This is a genomic window from Pseudomonas salicis, assembly GCF_057128705.1.
In genome coordinates this window covers 1,033,628-1,056,301 of the sequence record NZ_JBSKHU010000001.1, presented here as the reverse complement: position 1 = coordinate 1,056,301, position 22,674 = coordinate 1,033,628, and the positions used below count along the sequence as shown (strand labels likewise).

General features: G+C 62.3%; 21 protein-coding genes. 3 read left to right on the top strand and 18 right to left on the bottom strand.

Annotated elements, in window-relative coordinates; genetic code table 11:
* Positions 1-50 precede the first annotated feature (50 nt).
* Together ACWKWE_RS04805 and ACWKWE_RS04800 are read left to right on the top strand one after the other, a co-directional pair.
* On the top strand, positions 51-1,265 hold the full coding sequence (locus ACWKWE_RS04805) for an MFS transporter (RefSeq protein ID WP_483849834.1): 1,215 nt from the start codon (positions 51-53) through the stop codon (positions 1,263-1,265).
* A gap of 120 nt (positions 1,266-1,385) precedes the next feature.
* Positions 1,386-2,675: a sensor histidine kinase gene (locus ACWKWE_RS04800; protein ID WP_483849833.1), complete on the top strand. Its 1,290-nt coding sequence runs from the start codon at positions 1,386-1,388 to the stop codon at positions 2,673-2,675.
* Here the strand turns inward: ACWKWE_RS04800 and ACWKWE_RS04795 are convergent.
* Positions 2,635-3,477, bottom strand: coding sequence for a phosphatase PAP2 family protein (locus tag ACWKWE_RS04795; RefSeq protein ID WP_166594644.1), 843 nt, complete (start codon positions 3,475-3,477; stop codon positions 2,635-2,637). The genes ACWKWE_RS04800 and ACWKWE_RS04795 overlap by 41 nt on opposite strands.
* 41 nt (positions 3,478-3,518) lie before the next feature.
* Positions 3,519-4,115 carry a lipopolysaccharide core heptose(II)-phosphate phosphatase PmrG gene (pmrG, locus tag ACWKWE_RS04790; protein ID WP_483849832.1) on the bottom strand — a complete coding sequence of 199 codons (597 nt, stop codon included), beginning with the start codon at positions 4,113-4,115 and terminating at the stop codon, positions 3,519-3,521.
* Between the two features lie 642 nt (positions 4,116-4,757).
* Between pmrG and ACWKWE_RS04785 the strand changes: the two genes are divergently transcribed.
* Complete coding sequence (locus ACWKWE_RS04785; protein WP_483849986.1) at positions 4,758-6,359, top strand: ArnT family glycosyltransferase; 1,602 nt, start codon at positions 4,758-4,760, stop codon at positions 6,357-6,359.
* A 76-nt stretch (positions 6,360-6,435) separates the two neighbouring features.
* Here the strand turns inward: ACWKWE_RS04785 and ACWKWE_RS04780 are convergent, their stop codons facing one another.
* The 16 genes from ACWKWE_RS04780 to ACWKWE_RS04705 all read right to left on the bottom strand — a co-directional run bounded on the left by ACWKWE_RS04780 (position 6,436) and on the right by ACWKWE_RS04705 (position 22,672).
* Positions 6,436-7,830: a UDP-glucose dehydrogenase family protein gene (locus ACWKWE_RS04780; RefSeq protein WP_483849831.1), complete on the bottom strand. Its 1,395-nt coding sequence runs from the start codon at positions 7,828-7,830 to the stop codon at positions 6,436-6,438.
* Complete coding sequence (gene arnF, locus ACWKWE_RS04775) at positions 7,827-8,255, bottom strand: 4-amino-4-deoxy-L-arabinose-phosphoundecaprenol flippase subunit ArnF (RefSeq protein ID WP_483849830.1); 429 nt, start codon at positions 8,253-8,255, stop codon at positions 7,827-7,829. The genes ACWKWE_RS04780 and arnF overlap by 4 nt, the downstream gene beginning before the upstream one ends.
* An 11-nt stretch (positions 8,256-8,266) precedes the next feature.
* Complete coding sequence (locus ACWKWE_RS04770) at positions 8,267-8,611, bottom strand: EamA family transporter (protein WP_483849829.1); 345 nt, start codon at positions 8,609-8,611, stop codon at positions 8,267-8,269.
* Positions 8,608-10,254 carry a lipid IV(A) 4-amino-4-deoxy-L-arabinosyltransferase gene (gene arnT / locus ACWKWE_RS04765; RefSeq protein ID WP_483849828.1) on the bottom strand — a complete coding sequence of 549 codons (1,647 nt, stop codon included), beginning with the start codon at positions 10,252-10,254 and terminating at the stop codon, positions 8,608-8,610. Before arnT ends, ACWKWE_RS04770 begins: the two co-directional genes overlap by 4 nt.
* Positions 10,251-11,135, bottom strand: coding sequence for a 4-deoxy-4-formamido-L-arabinose-phosphoundecaprenol deformylase (arnD, locus tag ACWKWE_RS04760; protein WP_483849985.1), 885 nt, complete (start codon positions 11,133-11,135; stop codon positions 10,251-10,253). Before arnD ends, arnT begins: the two co-directional genes overlap by 4 nt.
* Positions 11,135-13,126 (bottom strand): bifunctional UDP-4-amino-4-deoxy-L-arabinose formyltransferase/UDP-glucuronic acid oxidase ArnA, encoded by a 1,992-nt coding sequence (gene arnA, locus ACWKWE_RS04755; RefSeq protein WP_483849827.1) that lies wholly within the window; start codon positions 13,124-13,126, stop codon positions 11,135-11,137. The genes arnD and arnA overlap by 1 nt, the downstream gene beginning before the upstream one ends.
* Positions 13,123-14,130 carry an undecaprenyl-phosphate 4-deoxy-4-formamido-L-arabinose transferase gene (arnC, locus tag ACWKWE_RS04750; RefSeq protein WP_483849826.1) on the bottom strand — a complete coding sequence of 336 codons (1,008 nt, stop codon included), beginning with the start codon at positions 14,128-14,130 and terminating at the stop codon, positions 13,123-13,125. The genes arnA and arnC overlap by 4 nt, the downstream gene beginning before the upstream one ends.
* Complete coding sequence (gene arnB, locus ACWKWE_RS04745; protein WP_483849825.1) at positions 14,127-15,287, bottom strand: UDP-4-amino-4-deoxy-L-arabinose aminotransferase; 1,161 nt, start codon at positions 15,285-15,287, stop codon at positions 14,127-14,129. Before arnB ends, arnC begins: the two co-directional genes overlap by 4 nt.
* A 665-nt stretch (positions 15,288-15,952) precedes the next feature.
* Positions 15,953-16,363, bottom strand: coding sequence for a RidA family protein (locus ACWKWE_RS04740; protein ID WP_166594637.1), 411 nt, complete (start codon positions 16,361-16,363; stop codon positions 15,953-15,955).
* Positions 16,364-16,428: 65 nt separating this feature from the next.
* Positions 16,429-17,394 (bottom strand): agmatinase, encoded by a 966-nt coding sequence (locus tag ACWKWE_RS04735; RefSeq protein ID WP_341958153.1) that lies wholly within the window; start codon positions 17,392-17,394, stop codon positions 16,429-16,431.
* A 60-nt stretch (positions 17,395-17,454) separates the two neighbouring features.
* A complete protein-coding gene (locus ACWKWE_RS04730) occupies positions 17,455-18,222 on the bottom strand; it encodes an amino acid ABC transporter ATP-binding protein (protein WP_483849824.1) in 768 nt (255 codons plus the stop codon).
* Positions 18,223-18,233: 11 nt separating this feature from the next.
* Positions 18,234-18,878 (bottom strand): amino acid ABC transporter permease, encoded by a 645-nt coding sequence (locus tag ACWKWE_RS04725; protein WP_483849823.1) that lies wholly within the window; start codon positions 18,876-18,878, stop codon positions 18,234-18,236.
* 9 nt (positions 18,879-18,887) lie between these two features.
* Positions 18,888-19,544, bottom strand: coding sequence for an amino acid ABC transporter permease (locus tag ACWKWE_RS04720; protein ID WP_483849822.1), 657 nt, complete (start codon positions 19,542-19,544; stop codon positions 18,888-18,890).
* Positions 19,541-20,929, bottom strand: coding sequence for an MmgE/PrpD family protein (locus tag ACWKWE_RS04715; RefSeq protein WP_483849821.1), 1,389 nt, complete (start codon positions 20,927-20,929; stop codon positions 19,541-19,543). The genes ACWKWE_RS04720 and ACWKWE_RS04715 overlap by 4 nt, the downstream gene beginning before the upstream one ends.
* A gap of 2 nt (positions 20,930-20,931) precedes the next feature.
* Positions 20,932-21,732, bottom strand: a complete 801-nt coding sequence (locus tag ACWKWE_RS04710) for a transporter substrate-binding domain-containing protein (protein ID WP_166594631.1) — start codon at positions 21,730-21,732, stop codon at positions 20,932-20,934.
* Between the two features lie 64 nt (positions 21,733-21,796).
* On the bottom strand, positions 21,797-22,672 hold the full coding sequence (locus ACWKWE_RS04705) for a MurR/RpiR family transcriptional regulator (protein WP_166594768.1): 876 nt from the start codon (positions 22,670-22,672) through the stop codon (positions 21,797-21,799).
* Positions 22,673-22,674: the final 2 nt, after the last annotated feature.

The following is a 22,674-nucleotide window of genomic DNA, read 5'->3' as shown; positions in this document are numbered from 1 at the left end:
GGGAATCAACCCTCTACCGTGTACGGACATGTCCTGTGCACGGATCAGAGATGACCGCTCAACCCCCCGCTGCAATCCTCGAAGAACACTGGAAGCGCAACCTGGCGGTGTGCGTCGCCGGGTCGTTCACCACGATCATCGCCATGACCTTGCTGTTGCCATTCCTGCCGCTGTACGTCGAACACCTGGGTGTCAGCGACCCCGCGGCCATTGTGCAATGGTCCGGCGCGGCGTTCGGGGCGACCTTTCTGTCTGCCGCATTCACCGCGCCGTTGTGGGGTCGGTTGGGAGATCGTTACGGCCGCAAGCTGATGTTGATTCGCGCCAGTCTGGGCATGGCCGTGGCGATGTCGCTGATCGGTCTGGCAGAAAACATCTACCAATTGGTGGGTTTGCGGCTGCTGGCAGGCTTGTTGGGCGGGTATGCGTCCGGGGCGACGATTCTGGTGGCGACCCAGACGCCCAAGGAACGCTCCGGCTGGGCGTTGGGCATGCTCTCGTCGGGGATCATGGCGGGGAATCTCACAGGGCCGTTGATTGGCGGATTCTTGCCGCCGCTGATCGGCATCCGCAACACCTTTTTCCTGGCCGGTGGCGTGATCTTCCTCACGTTTCTCGCCACGCTGTTCATCATGAAAGAAGCGCCCAGGCCCAAGCGTGCGGCAGGCGAAGCCAGGCCTGTCGCCGTGCGGCCCTGGGATTTGATCCCGGACAAGCGGCCGGTGATCACCATGTTCGTGGTCGCGTGCCTGGTGATGTTTTCGATCATGTCCATCGAACCCATCATCACGGTGTACCTCACGCAATTGCACACGGAAAACGTGACCGTGATGGCGGGGCTGGTGATGTCCGCCACGGCACTGGCCAGTGTGTTGTCGGCCTCGCGGATCGGCAAGCTCGCAGACCGCATCGGCCACTGGAAAGTGGTGATGGGGTGTTTGATCGCAGCGGCCGTGCTGTTGATTCCCCAGGCCTTCGTGACCAACGAATGGCAACTGGTGGCGTTGCGCTTTTTGATGGGCGTTGCCTTGGGCGGGCTGCTGCCGTGTATCGCGGCGATTATCCGGCATTCAGTGCCGGATCAGGTCGCGGGGCGCATGTTGGGCTACTCGACGTCCAGCCAGTACGTCGGCCAGGTGCTGGGGCCGTTGACGGGCGGGTATCTCGGCGGACACTTCGGAATGCCCATCGTGTTCATCGCGACGTGTGTGTTGATGGCGATCTGCGCGGCGGTGATGTTGATGATGCGGCCCGCGACGCCTTAGCCTCCGGGGCATTCACCCCACGCTGCGCTTCACCGTCCACGTTTTGACGAAACCATGACATGGCATCCGGATAATCAGCCCGGCGGCGCAAGCCCTGATCTGAGTGACGCACGGAACCCCATGGATATCAAACACAGTCTGAAACAGCGGATCGTGATCGTTTTTGCGTTGATGAGCGCGTTGGTGGCCGGCGTGTTCGCGGTGGGCATCATCGCCACCGTGCACGTCGTGGAAAAACGTCTGACGGCCATCAACATGAGCGGCAATCTGCACCGCCTGCTCAAGCTGGACAATGTCGAGGAATGGCGCCATCGCCCGGAAAAAGGCGAGCTGTTCTATGCCGATGATGGCGCGAGCGATCTGGCCATGGCCGATGACCTGCGGGGCCTGCCCCTCGGCTTTCAGGAATTTTTCCGTGGCAAGCGCGCCTATTACGCGATGGTGGCGTCTGTCGGGGAGCGGCATTACGTGCTGTTGCGCGACCAACGTTCGTTCGCCAAGCGCGAGCGGATTCTGTTTGGCGTGGTCCTGGTCGGTTTCATTCTGAGCGTGCTGCTGGCGGTGCTGCTCGGCCGCCTGTTGGCGTCGCGGGTGATGGCACCGGTGTCGAGCCTGGCGGGGCAGGTGCGTCATCGTGATCAACTGCTCGAATTGGCGCCGGTGCTGGCCAACGGGTATGCCAGGGACGAAGTCGGCGCGCTGGCGCGATCTTTCGATGAAACCCTGGGACGCCTGCGGGCGGCGTTGGGGCGCGAGAAACTGTTCACCAGCGATGTCAGCCACGAATTGCGCACGCCGCTGATGGTGCTGGCGACGTCCTGCGAGCTGCTGCTGGAATACCCGCGTCTGGACGAGCGTTCACGAACGCAGGTGCAACGTATCAGCAAAGCCACGGCGGGCATGAATCAACTGGTGGAAACCTTCCTGTTGCTGGCGCGGACTGAAGGCAAGAACGCGCCACAAGGCCAGCGCGGCACACTGTCACAGATTGCCGACGAATTGCTTGAGGTCTGGCGTGCGCCTATCGAAGAGAAAAACCTGACGTTCATTTATGAACCCTGTGATGAAGCTGAAGGGCTGTACAACGAGCCGCTGCTGCGTTCGGTCATGGGCAACCTGTTGCGCAACGCCTGGCATTACACCGACACGGGCTTCATCCGGCTGACGTTGCATGCCCATGGGTTTACGGTCGAAGACAGCGGGATCGGGATTCCGCTGGAGAAGCAGCAGGCGATGTTCCAGCCCTTTGTGCGGGGCGACGAACAGCGCGGAGAAGGGCTCGGATTAGGGTTGTCGCTGGTCCAGCGGATTTGTGGCAATCAGCACTGGACCGTGACGTTGACCAGCCGGGAACCGGCGGGCTGCCGTTTTACCGTTGTGCTTGAGGCACCGGGACAATTGTCGGTGTGAGCGGTTTGGGCGCGGGCTTGAGTTCGATGCCGGGGTCCAGCCTGGCCCGCCCATAGAAGGCCAGCGCGGTCAGGAACATCGAGAACCAGACGATAATGCCGGCCCAAAAAGTGTGGGACATGAAGTGCCAGCCTTGCAGCACCCGCGTGGTGCCGTAGACCATGCCCAGCACCAGCGCGAAGCCCATCAGCTTGCGGGCGTGACGCCAGCGGTAACGCCGTGCCACGAAAAACAGCGCCATCATGGTGAACCCCCCCGATGCGTGACCACCCGGCCAGCAGCGCCCTTTGCCAGCGTCATGCAGCAGGTTGAAGTTCTCGAACCATTCCTTTTGCTTTTCGATGCCGCCGTACAGCGTGGTTTCGATCGGGCAATAGATGCTGGTGTGGCTCTTGAAATAGTGGATCGCGCCGGTGGTGATGGAAAACGCGAAGACCACGAACAGCAGGTCCCGGCGATGGCGGGTGAGGAAACGCAGCAAGGGCGCCACGCGGATTTTCTCCAGCCAGGCCATCATCTTCACGTGTTGTTCGGCCTTGAATCGCGGCCAGATGAACGACAGCAACGCGCCAATGATAGCGGCTTCGCCGGTCCAGTTCGGAATGATCCGCGCCCACTTGTGGGTGATGGTTTCAAACAGTTTGTTGTGTTGAAGCGGGAAGGCCTGGGTGGTCGTGTTGTACATCCAGTCGCTGAGGATCACGTCCAGCCCCGTCAAATCGAAGCTGACGAAGAGGATCAAGGCCAGCAGCAACGGGACACCCACATGCTTGAAGTAGAAACGGTTTCGGCTGTTGTGCACGGTCTGATGTTCCGAAAGGCGGGTGAAGGAAAAGGCGTGGGTCAGGGGCGTTTGGCTAGGACGGTGTTCCAGTCCTGCGCGTCGATATAGCCCAATACGGTGGCGCTGTGGTCTTTGCGGTTCACGGAGACGATCAGCGATGAGCCGTAATCCAGCGTGACCGGGGCGCGGACGTTCAGGGATTTTTCAACCTCGCTGATGCACTCGCTGTGGGTCACCAGAATCAGGTTGTACCCATCCATCTTGTGTTTGAGGACGTCGTCGAGCATCGATTTGCGGCAATTGATCAACCAGTCCTGAGCCACGGGCGCGCGGTTGAAGGCGAACGCGGCCGTCTGCTCGGTGCGGCGCAGCGGACTGTTGTAAATCGTGGCTTGATCCAGCCCCAAGGCCTGAAACGTACGCCCCAACTGTTCGGCAACGCGGCTTCCCTTGACCGTAATGCCGTCGGGTTGTGCGAGGCAGGGGTTGGTGGAGTGATCGCAGCGCTCAGCGTGACGGGTGAGTACCACCAGATCGCCCTGAGCCCAGAGCGGGAAAAAATTGATCCTGCGCAGACGATGGCCGTCCGAGAGGTCAGTCAAGGGTGGCGGTCGCAACGCCAGAGTGGTCACCCCGGCCAATGCCAGCATTGCCATACTAAACACCATTAAACGGGATAACTTTCCCAGCGCCTGATACCGCGCGTTCAATTGATCCAGGGCGTGGCTGAAGTTGAGCGTCATGACGAGCCCCGCAATAAATAAAAAGGATTCAGGACGCAACTTTCAAACTAAGTCGAGATAAGTGCGTCGCGTTGATTCAAAGTAAGCGAGTCAGAGTCAACAGGGAGTGAAGCGTTTGTGAAAATCGTTTTCACATTTGCCTCGCCGCTCAACAGCTCTATTTTGCAGGCTTTGGCGGGATGTTATCGCTGACGTTCGATCACAGAAGCCAGCACCGAAACGTGTCACAAAGACGTCATGGGCCGCGCATGCAATTTTCACGAAAGTTTGACACCCAACCATTAACGCTCTGTGACGAACTGCCATTGACGATACTGTCATTCTTCACTTTTCATGCGTGCACGCTTGCAGTAATACAGTGGGCGAGAAATAAAAACGGACGTCGTTATCGCCGCATTGCAATGCTAATGTGCATGCGGCTGCTGTGCTTCGCAGTGAACCGTCGTGGACGACAGGCCATCACGTAATCTCTGGATCACGTCTACGCTTCCGGCAGTCGTTAACCGATCCGCGTGCCCACAGGAGTCTGTATTGACAGTGATCGCTTCCGAGTTTCTGTCGGGTGTCACCCCGGCTCGGGCCAGACGCCACGCCTGGTGGGCAGGAGGACTGGCCTTTCTGTTATTCGTGACGGCCAGCTGGCACCTGAGCATCATCGGATTCGACTCTCGCTTCGTGATGTTCGCGCAGGAAATGCTGCGTCACGGTCCAGGCGTATTCCCCACGACTTACGGCGAGCCGTACCCGGACTACTCGGGTTTTACGACGTGGTTGATCTACCTCGGTTCATTGCCCTTCGGTCAGGTCACCAGTTTCAGCGCCTGGCTACCGACCTGCATCGCGTCAGCGGTGATGGTGGGGTTGATGTACCGGTTGCTGTCGCCGTACTCGCGCCGCTGGGCATGGCTCAGCATCGCCTTGTTGCTACTGAGCAATACCTTCATCACCGAAACCCGCGCCGTGTCGCTGGATCAGATGCTCGCCACGGTGTCGTTCGCCGTGTTTTACCTCGCCTACGCCACCGATCACTTTGGTTCGGCCCGACGCTTGAGCGCCGTGTTCGCGCTGTTGATACTCGGCTTCGCGATTCGTGGCCCGATTGGACTGGTGGTGCCCGCCGGTGTCCTCTGCAGCTATTACGTTTTGAACCGGCAATGGCGCCGTCTTTGGACAGTCGGGCTGGCGGCCGTCGTGTTGCTGTTGGCGTGCGTGCTGGTGCTGTTGCTGCTGGCGAGAATCAGCGGAGGGGAGGCATTGCTGGCCGAGGTCGTGCGCATGCAGTTCACCTCACGCATGGACGGCAGCGAGGGGAGCAGCCCGGTGTTCTGGTACTTCAGCAGTGCGTTCGGCAACTATGCGCTGGCTTACCCGCTCGCGCTGGTGGTGTTGGCGACGGTGGCGGTGGTGGCGAGAAAACAGCGGAGCGAAGCGCTGGATTTGCTGTACGTGTGTGCCTTTGCCGGTTTGACGGTGATGGTCGGGTTGTCGATTCCCCAAGCCAAGAAAGCGCGCTACATCCTGCCGATGTTGCCCATGGCGGCGATTGTTGCCGCGTACCCGTTTCAAGTCCGTGCAGGGCGTAGCTTCTGGTGGCTGCGTGGTTTCATCCTGACCTTCTGTTGCTTCATTCCCGGTGTGTTGATGGCGGGGTTGCTGGCGGTGCGTCCGCGTTTTCCCGAAGCCCTCAGCGACATCGGCCCGATTCTCGCGGTGCTGGGCATCTTGCAGTTGGTCGCGTTACCGCTGCTGATGCGGCCGCGCTTGCGGCTCTATGGGCTACCCGCCTGTGCGGTGCTGGCCGTGTGGATCAGCTACATCGGCGTGTTTGAAAAAACCGAACGCACGCTGTACGACACCCGGCATTTCACTCAAGCGGTGCGCGAAGCGACGCGGTCGGACAAGGCGCCGCTGGTTCTGCATTCGATGGGGAAAGACGCCAAGGCGATCAAATTCATGGTCAACGTCGATGAAGACCTGCAACCGGTGTTCACCGACACCCCGGAACAGCTGCTGTCCGTGCAAGGCCCGGCGAACGTGGTCATGAGCAACAACGATTTCCAGAAACTCCACGGCACCCGGCTCAGTGAGCTGCCGGTGCTGCTCAACGGCCGGTTCGATAAAGAGGATTACATCCTCGTCAGATTACCCGGCCCGTAGCACCGCGACGTGCCGACCGTGGCGGCAGAGGGGCGCTGCCGCCGCCACGCCGGACGGCTACGGGGAGGGCGGCGTGTCAGACCGCGTGGTGGTTGGCCAGCAGCTCATACGGCGCCCATTGTTGCTGGGGGATGGGCAGGTTGCAGGATTCACCACGCCCGATGGGGTAGTACTGAAAGCCGCGTTTGGCCATGCGTTCGGTGTCGTAGAGGTTGCGGCCGTCGAAGATCACCGGGGCTTTGAGGCGTTGCTGGATCAGGTCAAAATCCGGTGCCTTGAACTGTTGCCATTCGGTGCAGACGATCAGCGCATCGGCGCCCAGCAACACCGATTCCGGCGTGCCCATCAGCATCAGGTTCGGCTGCTCCGCGTACAGGCGCTGGGTTTCCTGCATGGCTTCCGGGTCGAACGCACGCACCGTCGCACCCGCTGCCCACAACGCTTCCATCAGCACGCGGCTCGGTGCATCGCGCATGTCGTCGGTGTTCGGCTTGAAGGCCAGGCCCCACAGCGCGAAGGTCTTGCCGCGCAATTCGCCCTTGTAGAACGCATTGATCCGGTCGAACAGCTTGTTCTTCTGCCGTTCGTTGATGTTCTCCACCACGTTCAGCAGGTCGTTGGAACAACCGGCCTCCCGCGCGCTGTGAATCAGCGCCCGAATGTCCTTGCCGAAGCACGAACCGCCGTAGCCGCAGCCGGGGTAGATGAAGTCGTAGCCGATGCGCGAATCCGCGCCGATGCCCAGGCGCACCGATTCAACGTCAGCCCCCAGGTGTTCGGCCAGCTCAGCGATCTGATTGATGAAGCTGATCTTGGTCGCCAGCATGCAGTTGGCGGCGTATTTGGTCAGCTCGGCGCTGCGCAAGTCCATGAACATGATGCGGTCATGGTTGCGGTTGAACGGCGCGTACAGCTCGCGCATCACCGGGAACACGTCGGGGTTGCCACAGCCGATGACGATGCGGTCCGGGCGACGGCAATCTTTCACAGCCGAGCCTTCTTTGAGGAATTCGGGGTTGGAGACGATATCGAATTTCAGCAACCGGGCCGACTGGCGCAGGTGATGTTCGATGTGGCTACGCAACGCGTCGCCGCTGCCTACGGGTACGGTGGATTTCTCGACAATGATCACCGGCTCGATGCGGTGCCGGGCGATGGATTCGCCCACCGCGAAGAACCCGTTCAAGTCCGCCGAACCATCGGCCCGTGACGGGGTGCCGACTGCGATGAACAGCACCTCGCCGTGTTCGACGGCGCGCTGTTCATCCACCGTGAAATGCAGCCGACCGGCTTCCAGGTTTTCCCGGACGAGGCTTTCCAGACCCGGTTCGTAAATGGTCACGTGGCCTTTGCTCAACTGCTCGACCTTGGCCGGATCGATGTCCATGCACACCACATCGTGGCCGACTTCCGCCAGAACGGTCGCTTGCACCAGACCCACATAACCGCTACCGAAGACGCTGATTTTCATCGGGAGAACTCCTTGGCGCCGTGATCGCTGTCACGCCGGAAATTGATCGTGATCACACCAACCACGATCAGGGTCACGCCCACCGTTCGGGGAACGGTGAGCGTCTCGTTGAAAAAGGGGAGGAGGGCCGCCAACCCATACACCAGCGCGTAGCTGAGGCTGAGCAGCGAATAGGCCCGGCTGAGGGGCAGGTCGCGCAGGGCGCCGAGCCAGCAGAGCATCGACAGGCCGTAGACGACGATAGCGGTCAGCACCACGCCGAGCGCCGTCAGGTCGACTGTCCCGGTCTGCAGCGCGCTCGCCCATTGCATCGGTTGCGGCAGGCGCAGCATGCTCCAGCGCATGGCCAGTTGCGCCGCGCTTACCAACGCCACGCTGCACAGGGCGAGTCCCAGCCCGCGACGGGTCGCGACGGGTGTGGGCATCACCGACACGTTCATGCCTGACGCCCCAGCAGCATCACGCCGACAAGGATCATCGCCAGGCCCAACCGGTGCCGACGGTCCACCGTTTCATTGAACAGGTAACGGCCGGTGAGGGTGATCAGCACGAAGTTCAGCGCCAGCATGGGGTAGGCGATGCCGACGTCCAGCCGTTGCAGCACCAGCAACCACAGCAACAGGCCGCTCCCCAGGCAGACCAGCGCCAACCACAGCCAGCCGCTGGTCAACGCCCCGGCGACGCCCGGAAAAAAGCCGCCCCAGTGCTCGACGGTGAGCTTTTGCGCGATTTGCCCGAGGCACGTCAGCAGGCAGGCGCTGAGCAAGAGGGCGAGGGTCATGACGATGTCCTGTCGAAGATCAGAATCAACAGATTGCCTTCTTGATATTGCTGTCCGTCGTTCGGCAGCAAACTCAGTTCATATTGTTGATCTTTGCCGTCGCCACGCATCACCACGCCCACTGAACCGGTGCGGCGGGCGTTGATCATCCAACCCTGGACCTGATGCCAGTCCACTTCGCGGACCGTGGTCTGCGGGTAATTCAGGCCGTATTCCAGCTCGCCACGGGTGTCGTAGAACACCACGTCGTTGCGCTTGAGTCGCCAGGACAGCGCCGCCGCCACGCCAAGGTCGTTACTGAGCAGGTGGGTCGTGGCCGCCAGTTCCGGCTGATGGCGGGCGACGAACTGATCAGGGGTCTTGTTGGATTCCACGCTGTTGGGCAGCGCCGCCGGAAGCAGCGCGATGGCCAGCCAGGCGCCGACTGCCGGCGCCAGCCAGAAACGCAGCGGCTTGAGGCCCTGCAAGGCATTGGCGACCACCCAACCGACCAGCACGATCACGGCGATCGTCAGGTGTTGCGGCTCGTGGTCATAGACCGATTTTTTGATCTGCATGACCACCAAGGCGATCAACCCGACCGCGCCGACGGCCATGTTCAGCCAGCCGTTAAGCCGCAAGGACAGGGACGTGCCGACGTTCAACCGGTCCACCAGCCCGTGGCCCATCAACAGCGCGAGGGGGATCAGGCACGGCAAAATGTAGGTCGGCAGCTTGCCGTTGCTCAGACTCAGAAAAGCCAGCGGCACCAGCAACCAGCACAGCAGAAAACCGATGTCCGGACGGCGACGCTCGTGCCACGCCTGTTTGAACGTCACCGGCAGCAGCACCGCCCACGGCACGCTCGCGCCCACCAGCAGCGGCAAGTAGAACCACCACGCCTCGTCGTGCTGGGCGTTGCTGCCGACGAAACGACGCACGTGTTCATGCCAGAAGAAGAACCGCCAGAAGTCCGGCTCGCGCAGGTGCACCGTGAGCACCCACGGCAGGCACACCACGGCGGCGACGACCACGGCAATCGGGCCGAAGGTCAGCAGTTCGCGCAGGCGGCGCTGCCAGACCATGTAGGGCAGGGCGACGATCACCGGCAGCGCCAGGGCCAGAAAACCTTTGGTCATGAAGCCCATCGCACAGGCCACGCCCAACAGCGCCCAATACCCGACCCGACGCCTGCCGACGCTGGAGACGGCGAACCAGAAGGCGAAGAGCGAGAGGCTCACCCAGAGGGTGAATGGCGGGTCGAGGTTGGCGTAGCCCGCTTGCCCGGCGACGAACACAAAGCTCATGAACAGCAGCGTGCTGGCGAAGCTTTTGCGCGGCGCTTGCCACCATTTCTCCGCCAACAGATAGACCAGCACAGCAGTCAGGCCGGTGCTCAACGCCGAGGCGAAACGCACCCCGAACAGGTTCTCGCCAAACACCGCTTGCGCCAGAGCAATCAGCCAATAGCCGCCGGCCGGTTTTTCGAAGTAGCGCAGGCCCATGAAATGCGGCGCGGCCCAGTTGCCGCTGTGGAGCATTTCCTGGCTGATTTGCGCGTAGCGGGTTTCGTCGGGAATCCACAGGCCGTGGAAGCCCAGCGGCAACAGGTAGGCCAGCAGGAATGCCGCTCCCAGCAGCAGAATGTGTTGAGAACGGGTCATGGCTGCTGCACTCCCAGCCAGCCTTCACGCCCCGGCAATGCGCCGCGCACCAAATGCCCGATGGGCAGGTTTTCAGGCTCGACGGGCAGTAAGTCGCCGAGGGGTTTGAAGCGCACGTCATGGGCCTTTGCCTGAGCCAGCAGACGGCGGAAGGGGTCGGCCATGACGATGCCCTCGACTTCTGCATGGACCGTGTAGACGTTCAGCTTTCCGGGAGTGAAGCGTTGCAGCAGGTAATCGTTGAACGCGCTGGGGTCCAGTTGCGGACCGACCACTTCGTCGAACGTCGGCAGGTCCACCGGAATCTGCGGGGTGCCCGATTGCCCATCGGCGAGCAGCGGACGGAACAGGCTGTGGCCCCGGCAATCGCTGTTGTAGCGAAAGCCAAACGCCTGTTTGGCCTCTACCACGTGTTCATCGGCGCGCCACCCGGCCGCAGCGGAACAGGTCACCGGCCGACCCAGAATATCGGACAGGGTATCGACCCCCCGCCCAATCTGCGTGGTCAGTTGCGCCGGGGTCCAGCGTCCGGCATTGGCCTGCCAGCCATGGTGATCCCAGGCGTGCAGGCCGACTTCATGACCCGCTGCCTGGGCGCGGCGCATCAACGGCCCGAGGTCACGACCGATGGGCTTGCCCGGCCACGCCGTACCCGCCAGCAAAATATCCCAGCCATACAGGCTGGCCGCCTGGGAGCGCAGCATCTTCCAGAAGAATTGCGGTCGGACCAGACGCCACAGGTGGCGCCCCATGTTGTCCGGGCCGACGCTGAAGAAAAACGTCGCCTTGATCCCGGCTTCGTCGAGCAGGTCCAGCAAGCGCGGCACGCCGTCACGGGTGCCGCGATAGGTATCGACGTCAATACGCAGGCCCGCCGGGATCAATGGGCATGCGCCTTTTCGGCCATGGCTTCGCGCAGGAAGAAGTCCAGCGTCTTGCCGATGGTTTCGCTGAGTTCGATGGACGGCGCCCAGTCGATCAAGCGACGGGCGTTGTCGATGCTGGGTTTGCGGTGGCTGACGTCCTGATAGCCCTTGCCGTAGAACGACTGGCTTTCGACTTCGCGAAAACCGGCGAACGGCGGGAAGTTGTCACGCAACGGATGCGCTTCGAACTGACGCAGCAGCTCCTCGCCCAACTGACGGATGCTTGCTTCGTTGTCCGGGTTGCCGATGTTGATGATCTGGCCGTTGCAGCGGTCGTCGCGGTTTTCGATGATTCGCGCCAGGGCTTCGATGCCATCGACCACGTCGGTGAAGCAGCGCTTCTGCGCGCCGCCGTCCACCAGCCGGATCGGCGTGCCTTCCACCAGGTGCAGGATCAGCTGTGTGATGGCCCGGGAGCTGCCGATGCGCGCGGAGTCCAGACGGTCCAGGCGCGGGCCCATCCAGTTGAACGGCCGGAACAGGGTGAATTGCAGGCCTTTCTGGCCGTAGGCCCAGATCACCCGGTCCAGCAGCTGCTTGGAAATCGAGTAAATCCAGCGTTGTTTGTTGATCGGGCCGACGACCAGGTTCGACGTGTCTTCGTTGAAGCTTGGGTCCTGGCACATGCCATAGACTTCCGAGGTCGAGGGGAAGATCACCCGTTTGTTGTATTTCACGCAGTAGCGGACGATTTTCAGGTTCTCTTCGAAGTCCAGCTCGAACACACGCAGCGGGTTACGGGTGTATTCGATGGGCGTGGCGATGGCCACCAGCGGCAGCACCACGTCGCACTTCTTGATGTGGTACTCGATCCACTCGGTGTGGATGCTGATGTCGCCTTCGATGAAGTTGAAGTTCGGGTGGCTGCGCAGGCGTTCTATAGCGTCAGAGCCAATGTCCATGCCGAAGATTTCATAGCGGTCGTCCTGCAGCAGGCGCTCGGACAGGTGGTTGCCGATGAAGCCGTTGACCCCGAGGATCAACACGCGGGTGCGGCGGACTGGGCGGCGTTTTTCACCCCCCAACAGGCGCGAGCCTTCCACCAGCCCGAATTCGCGGGCAAGCTGCGCGCCGCTCAGGTACAGGCCGTCGTCGCCGCTTTGGCCAGCGGTGATCAGGAGTGAATCCTCACCGCAGGCAATGCGCAACGGGTCGCAGCTGATGACGGTGCCCGGTGCCTGACCGGCATTGCCGGACTGGACCCGCGAACCCCAGACGATGAGTTTGTGTTCGCCCACCGGGCAAAACGCGCCGGGGTAAGGCTGGGTCACGGCACGCACCAGGTTGTACAGGCGCGAGGCCTGTTGCTGCCAGTCAATCAGGCCGTCCGCAGCGGTGCGGCGACCGAAATAGCTGGCCCTGGATTCATCCTGCTCGGTGCCCGACAGCTGACCTTGGCCCAACAGCGGGAGGGTGTCGGCCAGCAGGTCGGCGGCGGTGCTACGGAGTTTGCCGTGGAGCGTCAGCGCGGTGTCGGTGGCGCTGATGGCGATGCGTTGCTGGGCGACGATGGCGCCCGCGTCGGGACGTTTCACCATGCGGTGCAGGGTGACGCCGGTTTCGGTTTCGCCGTTGACCAGCACCCAATTGGCCGGGGCGCGACCGCGATAGCTCGGCAGCAGCGAACCGTGCAGGTTCAGGCCACCGTGTTTCGCGCAGGCCAGCAGGGTCTCGCTCAGCAGGTGGCGGTAGTAGAACGAGAAGATGAAATCCGGGGCCAGTTTGCCGATGCGCTCGATCCACAACGGATGATTGGCATCCTCGGGCGCATGCACCGGGATGTCGTGTTGCGCGCAGAGTTGCGCAACTGAGCCGAAGAAGGTCTTTTCCCTGGGATCGTCGGCGTGGGTGAACACGGCCGAAATCGTGTAGCCCGCGTTGAGCAGGGCTTCGATCCCGACGCAACCGATATCGTGGTAGGCAAAAACAACGGCGTTGAGGCTCATGGGGCCACCTTGTTCAAGAGAGCGGGGGAATCGACTTTGCTGACCGGCGTCGCGGGGGTGCTGCGTGCGACGCGTTCAATGAAGTAACGCGGGCGGGCGCGGACGTCGCTGTACATGCGGCCCAGGTATTCACCCAGCAGGCCCATTCCGATGAACTGGCCGCCGGTGAACACGAACAACACCGCGAACAGCACGAAGGTGCCGTGACCGGCCCAGGCGGCGCCGAACATCAGGCGCAAGACGATCAGCAGGCTGGCGAAGGCGATGCCCAGCGCGGCCATGCTGAACCCGATGATGCTCAGCAGGCGCAGCGGCGTGGTGGTCATGCAGGTGATCAGGTCGAACATCAGATTGATCAGTTTCATGGCGCTGTACTTCGATTCCCCATGCTCGCGCTCAGCATGCTCGACCACCACTTCAGTGGTGTGACGGGCAAAGCTGTTGGCCAGGATCGGGATGAAGGTGCTGCGCTCGGTGCACGAAAGCATGGCGTCGACGATGCTGCGGCGGTACGCCCGCAGCATGCAGCCGTAGTCGGTCATGGCCACGCCGGTGGAACGTTGCACGGCGAGGTTGATGAGCTTCGACGGCCAGCGGCGCAGCGCTGAGTCCTGACGATTGCCCCGCACGGTGCCGATGACGTCATAGCCCTGCTGGGCGAGGGCGACCAGGCGCGGAATTTCTTCAGGCGGGTTTTGCAGGTCGGCGTCGAGGGTGATCACCAGGTCGCCCTTGCACTGGCCGAACCCGGCCATGATCGCGGCGTGCTGCCCGTAGTTGCGGTTGAGGATGACGGCGACCACCGGGCTGCCTTCCCGTTGACTGGCTTCCAGCAGAATCTCGGCGGAATCGTCGCGGCTGCCGTCGTCCACCAGAATGATTTCCGCTGGCACGCTCAGTTTCGCGCAGGTCGCCTCGGTGCGGCGCAGCAGTTCAGGCAGGCTCTGTTCTTCGTTGTAGACCGGGATGACGATCGACACGCGGTGGATGGGATACGGTTTCACGAGCGGGCTTCCCCTTTGAATGTCAGGGTCGATTCAATGGCGCGGACCACGCGATCGACATCGGCAATCGTCATGTCCGGGAACAGCGGAATGGAACACAACCGCGACGAGTTCCACTCGGTGTCGGGCAGGCTGACGTCCGGGAAACGCTGGCGGTAATAGCGGTGCAGGTGGGTGGCGATGAAATGGATACCGCTGCCGATGTTCTGCGCTTGCAGGGCCTTCATGAAGGCGTCGCGGTCGAGCCCGCAGCGTTCCGGGTCGATGCGCACGATGAACAGGTGCCAGGCGTGGTGCTGGTCGTAGTGCGGTTGGGCCAACGGCAGCACCGGACTGCCCGCCAGGCGTTCGAGGTAATGATTAGCCAGTTCGGTGCGCCGGGCATTGATGGCTTTCAGTCGTTCCAATTGCACCATGGCGATGGCGGCGTTGATGTCGGCCAGGTTGTATTTGAAGCCCGGCTCGATCACTTCGGCCTGGGGTTTGCGGCCATGAGTCAGGCGGTCGTAAGCGTCGACACCCAAGCCGTGGAATTTCAGGCGACGCACGCGATCCGCCAGTTGCGCGTCATCGCTGACGAACATTGCACCCTCGGCACAGCTCATGTTCTTGATCGCGTGGAAGGAAAAGATCGCCGTGCCTTTCGCGCCGATGGGACGGCCCTTGTAGCCGGTGCCCGCAGCGTGGGCGGCGTCTTCGATCACCGGAATGCCGTGACGCCCGGCGAGCGCGTACAGCGGGTCGAGGTCAAAGGCGGCACCGGCGTAATGCACGGGAATGATGGCTTTGGTGCGGGGAGTGATAGCGCGCTCGATGCGGGCGGCATCGGTCATCAGGGTGTCGCGATCCACGTCGACGAACACCGGGGTCGCGCCCAGCAGGCAGATCATGTTGGCGGTGGATACCCAGGTCTGTGACGGGGTGATCACTTCGTCGCCAGGCCCGATACCCAGCGCCAAAAGGGTGATGTGCAGGGCGCCGGTGGCCGACGACAGCGCCACGGCCTGTTGCGCGCCGCAACGCTCGGCGAAAGCCTGTTCCAGTCGCTGACATTCGGGGCCGGTGGTGATCCAGCCTGAACGCAGCACACGGCTGGCGGCCGCCACTTCCTCGTCGCCCATGGTCGGGCGGGAAAAAGGAAGAAAGTCCTGACTCATTGATACTCTCCACTCGTTCAGCATGATCGAGGCGCACGGGTACGTCCGTGCCCACTTGTTTAAAAGCGCTCGTCGTTTAGGGGTAAAACCGTTGTAACGGGTGCAGCCGTGATCGAACTGAAACCGATGGGTTGTCCGTGCCTTAATTGCAGGAGTGCGCTCTAAACAGCGGAGGGACTCATAAACGTTAATGGCCCGACAATAGAGTGTTAATTATGAAAATTCCGTTTAAGCCGCGTTGGTTTTTCATCGAATGATGTGCCGCGATAAGCGGTGCTACGTTTATTTTCAAACTGAAATGTAAGGGTCATTATTTCCGTCTATGATCTTCCGCCCGTCGCGCTGAAGCCCCCTGTTTCAGGGGGGCGTGCGCCATTTTCGTCATGTGAAAAGACGTTTCGGGAACTCGGTCGAGGCATGTTCGGGTCTGAATTCGAGCGTACGCTCATAAAGCTGAACGGAAACTGAAAGCGCTTCAAATGAGGAAGTCTGTTGAGAGACGTTAACAACTAAGCAGTGACGTGATGTCAGGCGGGGAGTTAGGAAGCAGGCAAGGAAGTGATCAACAACGCGTAACCTTGGACAGAGTTTAAACAGCCAGCGACATCGATAAGTCGTCAATGTCGCTGCTGTCCTTGAACCTGAAGTTGGAAGGCTGGGTCCGCTCAATCGGGAATAACGGCAATCACATCAATTTCCATCAACCACTGCGGCTGGCCCAAGGCCGACACCACCAGCCCGGTGGAAATCGGGAACACGCCCTTCAGCCATTTGCCGACCTCGCGGTACACCTCTTCACGGTAGCGAGGGTCGATCAGGTAAATGGTGATCTTGACGATGTCCTGCAACTGACTGCCGGCTTCTTCCAGCAACTGTTTGACGTTCTTCATGGCCTGCTCAGCCTGTGCGCGTGCATCGCCGAGGCCGATGAGGTTGCCGTCGAAATCGGTGCCCAACTGGCCACGCACGTACACGGTGTTGCCGGCGCGGACTGCTTGGCACAGGTCGTTGTCCAGTGACTGGTTGGGGTAAGTGTCCTTGGTGTTGAACATGCGGATGCGGGTATGGGTGGGCATGGTGATCGGGCCTGGGTTACAGAAAGAGAGGGGGCCGTCCTTGGCGCTGAATCCGGGGATAGGCGTTACAGCGGCGGCGCGTCGAAGTAATCGGCGCGCACAGCGGCGCCGATCAGGTTGACGATGAGGCGCCCTGCGGTGATGCAACTGAGGTTGTTGACGTCGATGGCCGGGGTGATCTCGACGATGTCCATGCCCACGACCTTGCCCTTTTTCACCAGCCCGTGAATCAACTGGCGAATCTGCACGTAGGTGATGCCTCCCAGCGCGGGGCCTGCCACGCCGGGCATGATCGACGGGTCGAGGCCGTCGGCGTCGATGGTCAGGTAAAACTGGCCGCCGTCGGGAATCCGGTCCAGCACCGATTGCATGCCGTGGTCGTGGACGTCATAGGCAGTGATCAGGTGCGCGCCGTAATCGACAGCGGCCTGGTAATCCGCCGGGCGACCGCTGCCTTGGGCGCGCAGGCCGATCTGGAAGATTTCCCCAATATGTTCCATTTCCGAGGCGCGGCGGATCGGGCTGGAAAGGCCGTCGCGCACGCCGTTGATCTCGTCGCGCCAGTCCAGGTGCGCGTCGATGTGGATCAGGGTGATCGGGCCACGGCCCTCATAGGCGCGCAGCACCGGGATCGGGATGCTGTGGTCGCCGCCGAGGATGACCGGCATCGCCCCGGCGTCGAGAATTTTGCGCACGGCCTGTTCGGCGCGCAGGCTGTGGCTGTTGAGGTCGGTGGGGTCGGCGGGCACGTTGCCGCAGTCCACGACCTTCAGCGCGCGGTTGTCATAGATCGGGCCGCCGACGTCGAAGTCGTAATGGTGCAAGGCCCGGCAGATCCGGTCGCTCATGGCGCGAATGGCATCCGGTGCCTTGCTCTGGTCGTTGCTGATGTGCTCGGCGACATACGCTTTGCCGAACGGAATGCCGAGGATGGCGACGTGGGCGTCGAGTTGGTCGAGGTCAGTGCAAATAGGCGACCACAGGAAGCTCTGGTGTTTTTTCGACGGTGGAACGGTCAACGGGAAATCCATGGGTGTCTCCTGATTGTGGTTCTGAGCGTGTGTTTGAATGAGCAGCGCCGCGTGCAGCGGTCAGTGATCCAGTGAAAGAAAGCGCCGCAGCTCAACGGTCTGCGGGTTATCGAACAGTGCGTGGGGCGGTCCGGCTTCGTGGACCAAGCCCTGGTGCATGAAAATCACCCGGTCGCTGACCCGACGGGCAAAGGCCATTTCGTGGGTGACCATGATCAGCGTCATGCCTTCGGCCGCGAGGCCCTCGACGACCTGGAGCACTTCGCCGACCAGTTCGGGATCGAGGGCCGAGGTGATCTCGTCGCACAGCAGGACTTGCGGGTTCATCGCCAGCGAACGGGCAATCGCCACCCGCTGCTGTTGGCCGCCGGAGAGCTGATCCGGGAAATAGTCGAAGCGTTCGGCCAGGCCGACCCGCTCCAGCAGCTTGCGCGCCTGCCGTTCGGCGTCAGCCCCGGCGGTCTTTTGCACCAGGCGGGGCGCGAGCATCACGTTCTGCCCGGCCGTGAGGTGCGGGAACAGGTTGAAGCCCTGGAAAATCATGCCGACGTTCTGCCGCAGTTCGCGCATCGCGGCGCGGTTGTCGGGCTGGATCGGCTGACCGTCAACGGCAACCGAGCCTTCATGAAAGCGTTCCAGACCGTTCAGGCAGCGCAGCAGGGTGCTTTTGCCCGAGCCGCTCTTGCCGATGATGCAAACCACTTCCTTGCGGGCGATTTGCAGGTCCACGCCCTTGAGCACTTCGTTGTCGCCGAAGCGTTTGCGCAGGCCGCGAATGTCCACCAGAGCGAAGGCCGCTCCGGCGTCGTGGTGAGATGACGCAGTCATATGAGAGGTCCTTAGCGACGAAGTTGATGTTCAAGTCGGCGGCTGTACAGCGACAGCGGAAAGCACAGCGCGAAATACATCAGCGCCACCGATCCGTAGATGAAGAACGGCTGGAACGTGGCGTTGGTGATGATCTGTCCGGCGCGGGTCATTTCGACGAAACCGATGACCGAGGTCAGCGCCGTGGCCTTGACCACCTGCACCATGAAGCCCACGGTCGGGGCGATGCCGGACCGCAGCGCCTGGGGCAGGATCACGTGTCGTAACTGCTCGCCAAAACTGAGGGCCAGGCTGCTCGCGGCTTCCCACTGGCCGTTGTCGATGGACTCGATGTTGCCTCGCCAGATCTCACTCAGATAGGCGCTGGCGTACAGCGTCAGGCAGATCGAGGCGGCCACCAGCGCGCTGGTTTCGATGCCGAACATCGACAGGCCGAAATACACCAGAAACAGCTGCAACAGCAGCGGCGTGCCCTGAAACAGCTGCACGTACAGCATGATCAGACGGCGCACGGTGCGCGTGCCCGTCAGGCGCAGTACCACCAGCAATCCACCCACCAGCCCGCCGCCAATGAAGGCGATCAGCGACAGGCCGACCGTCCAGCGCGCCGCCAGCAGCAGGTTCCTGGCGATGTCCCACAGCGTGAATTCGTACATGTCAGGCCCTCAGCGACCGAAGATGAAATGCGGGCCGACCCAGTTCAGCAGGCGGCGCAGGGCGATGGAGAGCAGCAGGTACAGGGCCGCGACGACGATGTAGGTTTCGAAGTTGCGGAACGAGTTGCTGGCGATCTGATTGGCCGCGTACGACAGCTCTTCCGCCGAAATCTGGCTGCACACCGCCGAGCCGAGCATGATGATGACCATCTGCCCCACCAGCGCGGGCCAGACCCGTTTCAGGGCGGGCGGCAGGATCACGCGGGTGAAGATCTGCCAGCGGTCGAGGGCGAGGCTTTCGGCGGCTTCGATCTGGCCGTTGGGCGTGGCTTCGATGCCGGAACGGGCGATCTCGCTGACGTAGGCGCCGAGGTTGATTACGTTGGCCAGAATTGCGGCGGTCAGCGCCGTCATCTTCAGGCCCAGCCCCGGCAGGCCGAAGAAAATGAAGAACAGCTGAATGATGAACGGGGTGTTGCGGATCAGCTCCACATACGTGCCGATCAGCCAGCGCGCCCAGCGTGGGCCTTTGCTGCGGATCACCCCGCAGGCGATGCCCAGCAGCGTGCCGAGGACCGCCGCGATCAGTGTCAGGCCGACCGTCAGCGCCAGGCCGTCGAGCAGCAGCGGCCATTGCTTGAGTACCACAGAAAAATCGAGGGTCATGATTGCATCGTTTCCACAGGGGGCGTTTCGCAGGTGAGCAGGTCGCGAACGCCGGACAGGTCTTCCAGGTGCGAGAGGTCATCGAACAGGCGTTCAGCGCGGGCGACAGGCCACACGCCTGTCGCGCAGTGCATGAACTTGTGGTGAAGCTGGGCGCTCGACAGGGGCCGTGACGCGGACCCCACCGGCATCGCGCAAAAGCGCTCGACCCACGTGCCGTCGCGGCGCAGGACTTTCACCCAGGCCCCTTCGGGCGCTGAATCCAGCAGAGCGGTTTGCCAACGGGCGCTGCTCGCCATGCGGACCCGTTTCATCAGCTGTTGCAGGTCAGCGCGTGCCAGAACCGTCGCGTCCAGTGAGGCGAGGGTGATGTCACCGAGCAGCACGGTGCACGCCAGCGCGAACGGCATGCTGAACTGGGCCTGCTGACGGGTGACCGGCGCGTCGTGCACCAGGTTCTGGATCACGATGGGGGGCACGTCGCACAGGATCGCGTCGATGTCCTCGACCCTGACTTCGCCCTCATCGAGTAACTCGCGCAGGGCATCGATGGCGGCATGGGACGACAGGCACAGCGGCACCCGTTTGATGTCCACGCCGGGGTAAATCAGGCTCCAGCGACTGCCCAGGGCGGGCAGGGGGTTGAGCAGCCCGCCGTTGAACATCGCCGCCAGACCCTTCTCATGCTCGATCACGTCCAGCGGTCCGCGACTGCCGTGGCTGGCCAACAGCGCCGCGATCACGCCCGCTTCACTGCTGCGACCGGCCATGAGCATCTTGGCGTCGCTGCCGAACCCGGCTTTCATTCCGCCGGTGCCTGCGATGGCGAGGGCCAGCGCAGCGGCGGTCTGGTCCGCGTCCAGCCCCAGCCCATGACAGGCCGCCGCACAGGCCCCGACCACGCCGAGCACGCCAGTGGTCCACCAGCCCCGGTCGTAAATCTGCCGCGTCAACGCCTTGGCCAGCGCGTATTCGCATTCAGCCCCGGCGACGATGGCCGCCAGCAAGCGGGCGCCGCTCAGGTCGCGCATCTGCGCCACGGCCAGCGCGGCGGGCAGGATCACCGCCGAACCGTGGACGAAACCGGGATAACAGTTGTCGTCGAAATCCAGTGCGTGGGCGGCGGTAGCGTTGGCGAACGCTGCGGCCGGGGCGGCGGCGTTTCGCGCCTGACCCAGCACCGTCGATTCGCCTGCGCCCGCCGTGACCGCAATCACCGCACGGGCCTGGGCGGCGACCGTGCTGCGACTGCCCGCCAGCGCCACGCCGAGGGTGTCGATCAGGCAACGCTTGGCGGCGTCCTGCACTGCTGGCGGAATGTCCGCCCGTTGCAGGCCCGAACTCCAGCGCGCCAGGGTGACCAGGGAAGGGGTGAAGTCGCTCATGGTTATTCCGGCAAGTTGCCAGCCGGGGCGCCCAGCCATTTTTGCGAGATCGCGTCCAGCGTGCCGTCTGCCTTGGCCTGACGAATGATCTCGTTGACCTTGTTGCGCAGCTCCGGCTCGTCCTTGTTCATGCCGATGTAGTTGGGCGCGTTGGACAGCACCACCTTGAGCGCGATGTCCATGTTCGGGTTTTTCTGTTTGAGCGCGGCGGCGACGGTGGTGCCGATGGCGACCATTTGCGTCTGCCCGGACAGGAACGCCGAGATGCTGCTGTTGTTGTCCTCGAAACGCTTGGTGATCGCTTCAGGGGCCATGTCGGTCAATTCCTTGTCCTGCATCGAGCCACGGGTCACGGACACGGTTTTGCCCGCCATGTCACCCATGGACTTGACGGGCAACTCGGCCTTGCCGAACACCGCGTCGAAGAACGGCGAGTAAGCGATGCTGTAGTCGATGACCTTCTCGCGCTCAGCGGTCTTGCCCAGGGACGAAATGGTGAAATCCGCCTTGCCGGACTGGATGTAGGCCACGCGGTTGGGCGCCGTCACGGGCACCAGTTGCAGCTTCACGCCGAGCTTGTTGGCCATCAGGTTGGCGACATCGATGTCCAGGCCCTGGGGCACCATGTCCGGTCCGACGTAGCCGTAGGGCGGGTAGTCGACGGGCACGGCAACGCGCAGTTCCTTGGCCTTGAGGATGTGGTCCAGCGCTTCACCGGCCTGGGCGAAGGTGGAGCAGAGCAGGGCGCTGAGCCCGGCGGCGAAGAGGATGTGGCTGAATGGCTTGCACGGTCTGGCTTTCATCAGGACGCTCCGGTAGATGAAGGGGTCGAATCGGATTGAAAAACGGCAGAAATCGAAAGCGGGGCTAGCCGAGGTCCCACCACTCGCCGAGGCTGAGCAGCTTCTCTTCGGTGTGGGTGACCGAGGCTTCTACGTCCTGGGTCGAGGCGGCCGACATCAACGCCACCAGCATCTCGCTGACCAACATGGCCGGGACGATGGTGTCGTAGAACGACGGGGTCTGGTTCTTCACGATGATGGTTTCCGCCGCCAGCCGGGCCGTGGGTGAGGTCAGGCTGTCGGTGATGGTGATGATGCGCACGCCCTGTTGATGCAGGTAGTTGGTCAGGGTGATCAGCCGCCGGGAATAACGCGGCAGGCTGCACACCAATGCCACGTCCTTGGGGCTGGTCTGGTTGATGATCGACATGACGCCGCTTTCACCGGCGCCTTCCACCAGCCGCACGTTTTTCGCAAAGTAAGAAGCGACGTGGGAAAACTGAAACGCCACGCCGAACGACGAACGCATGCCCAGGCAGTAGACTTGACGCGCCCCGGCCAGCAGCGCCACGGCGCGGGAAATCGCCCGCAGGTTGTCGTGACTGCACATCGACTGAATCTGTTCGATGGCGTTGTTGGCCATGTCCTGAATCACTCGCTGCTCGCCGACCCGCTGTTTGAGTTCCACCAGGTCGTGGGCGCGGGAGCCGTAGGCGCTGTTCTGCCCGCGCAGCGAATCGATGAACAGTTCGCGCAGGTCGTCGTAGCCGGACAGGCCCATGCGTTTGGCCAGGCGGGTCATGGTCGAAGGCGGCACGTTGGCCAGCCGGGCGATGTCGCGCATCGACATCACCGCAATCTCGTGGGGGTTGTCCAGAATGAAACTGGCGGCCGCGCGCTCCTGCCGAGGAAAGTCCTCGAACTGTTGTTGAAGCTGGCTGCAGAGCAGATCGCGGTCCATCT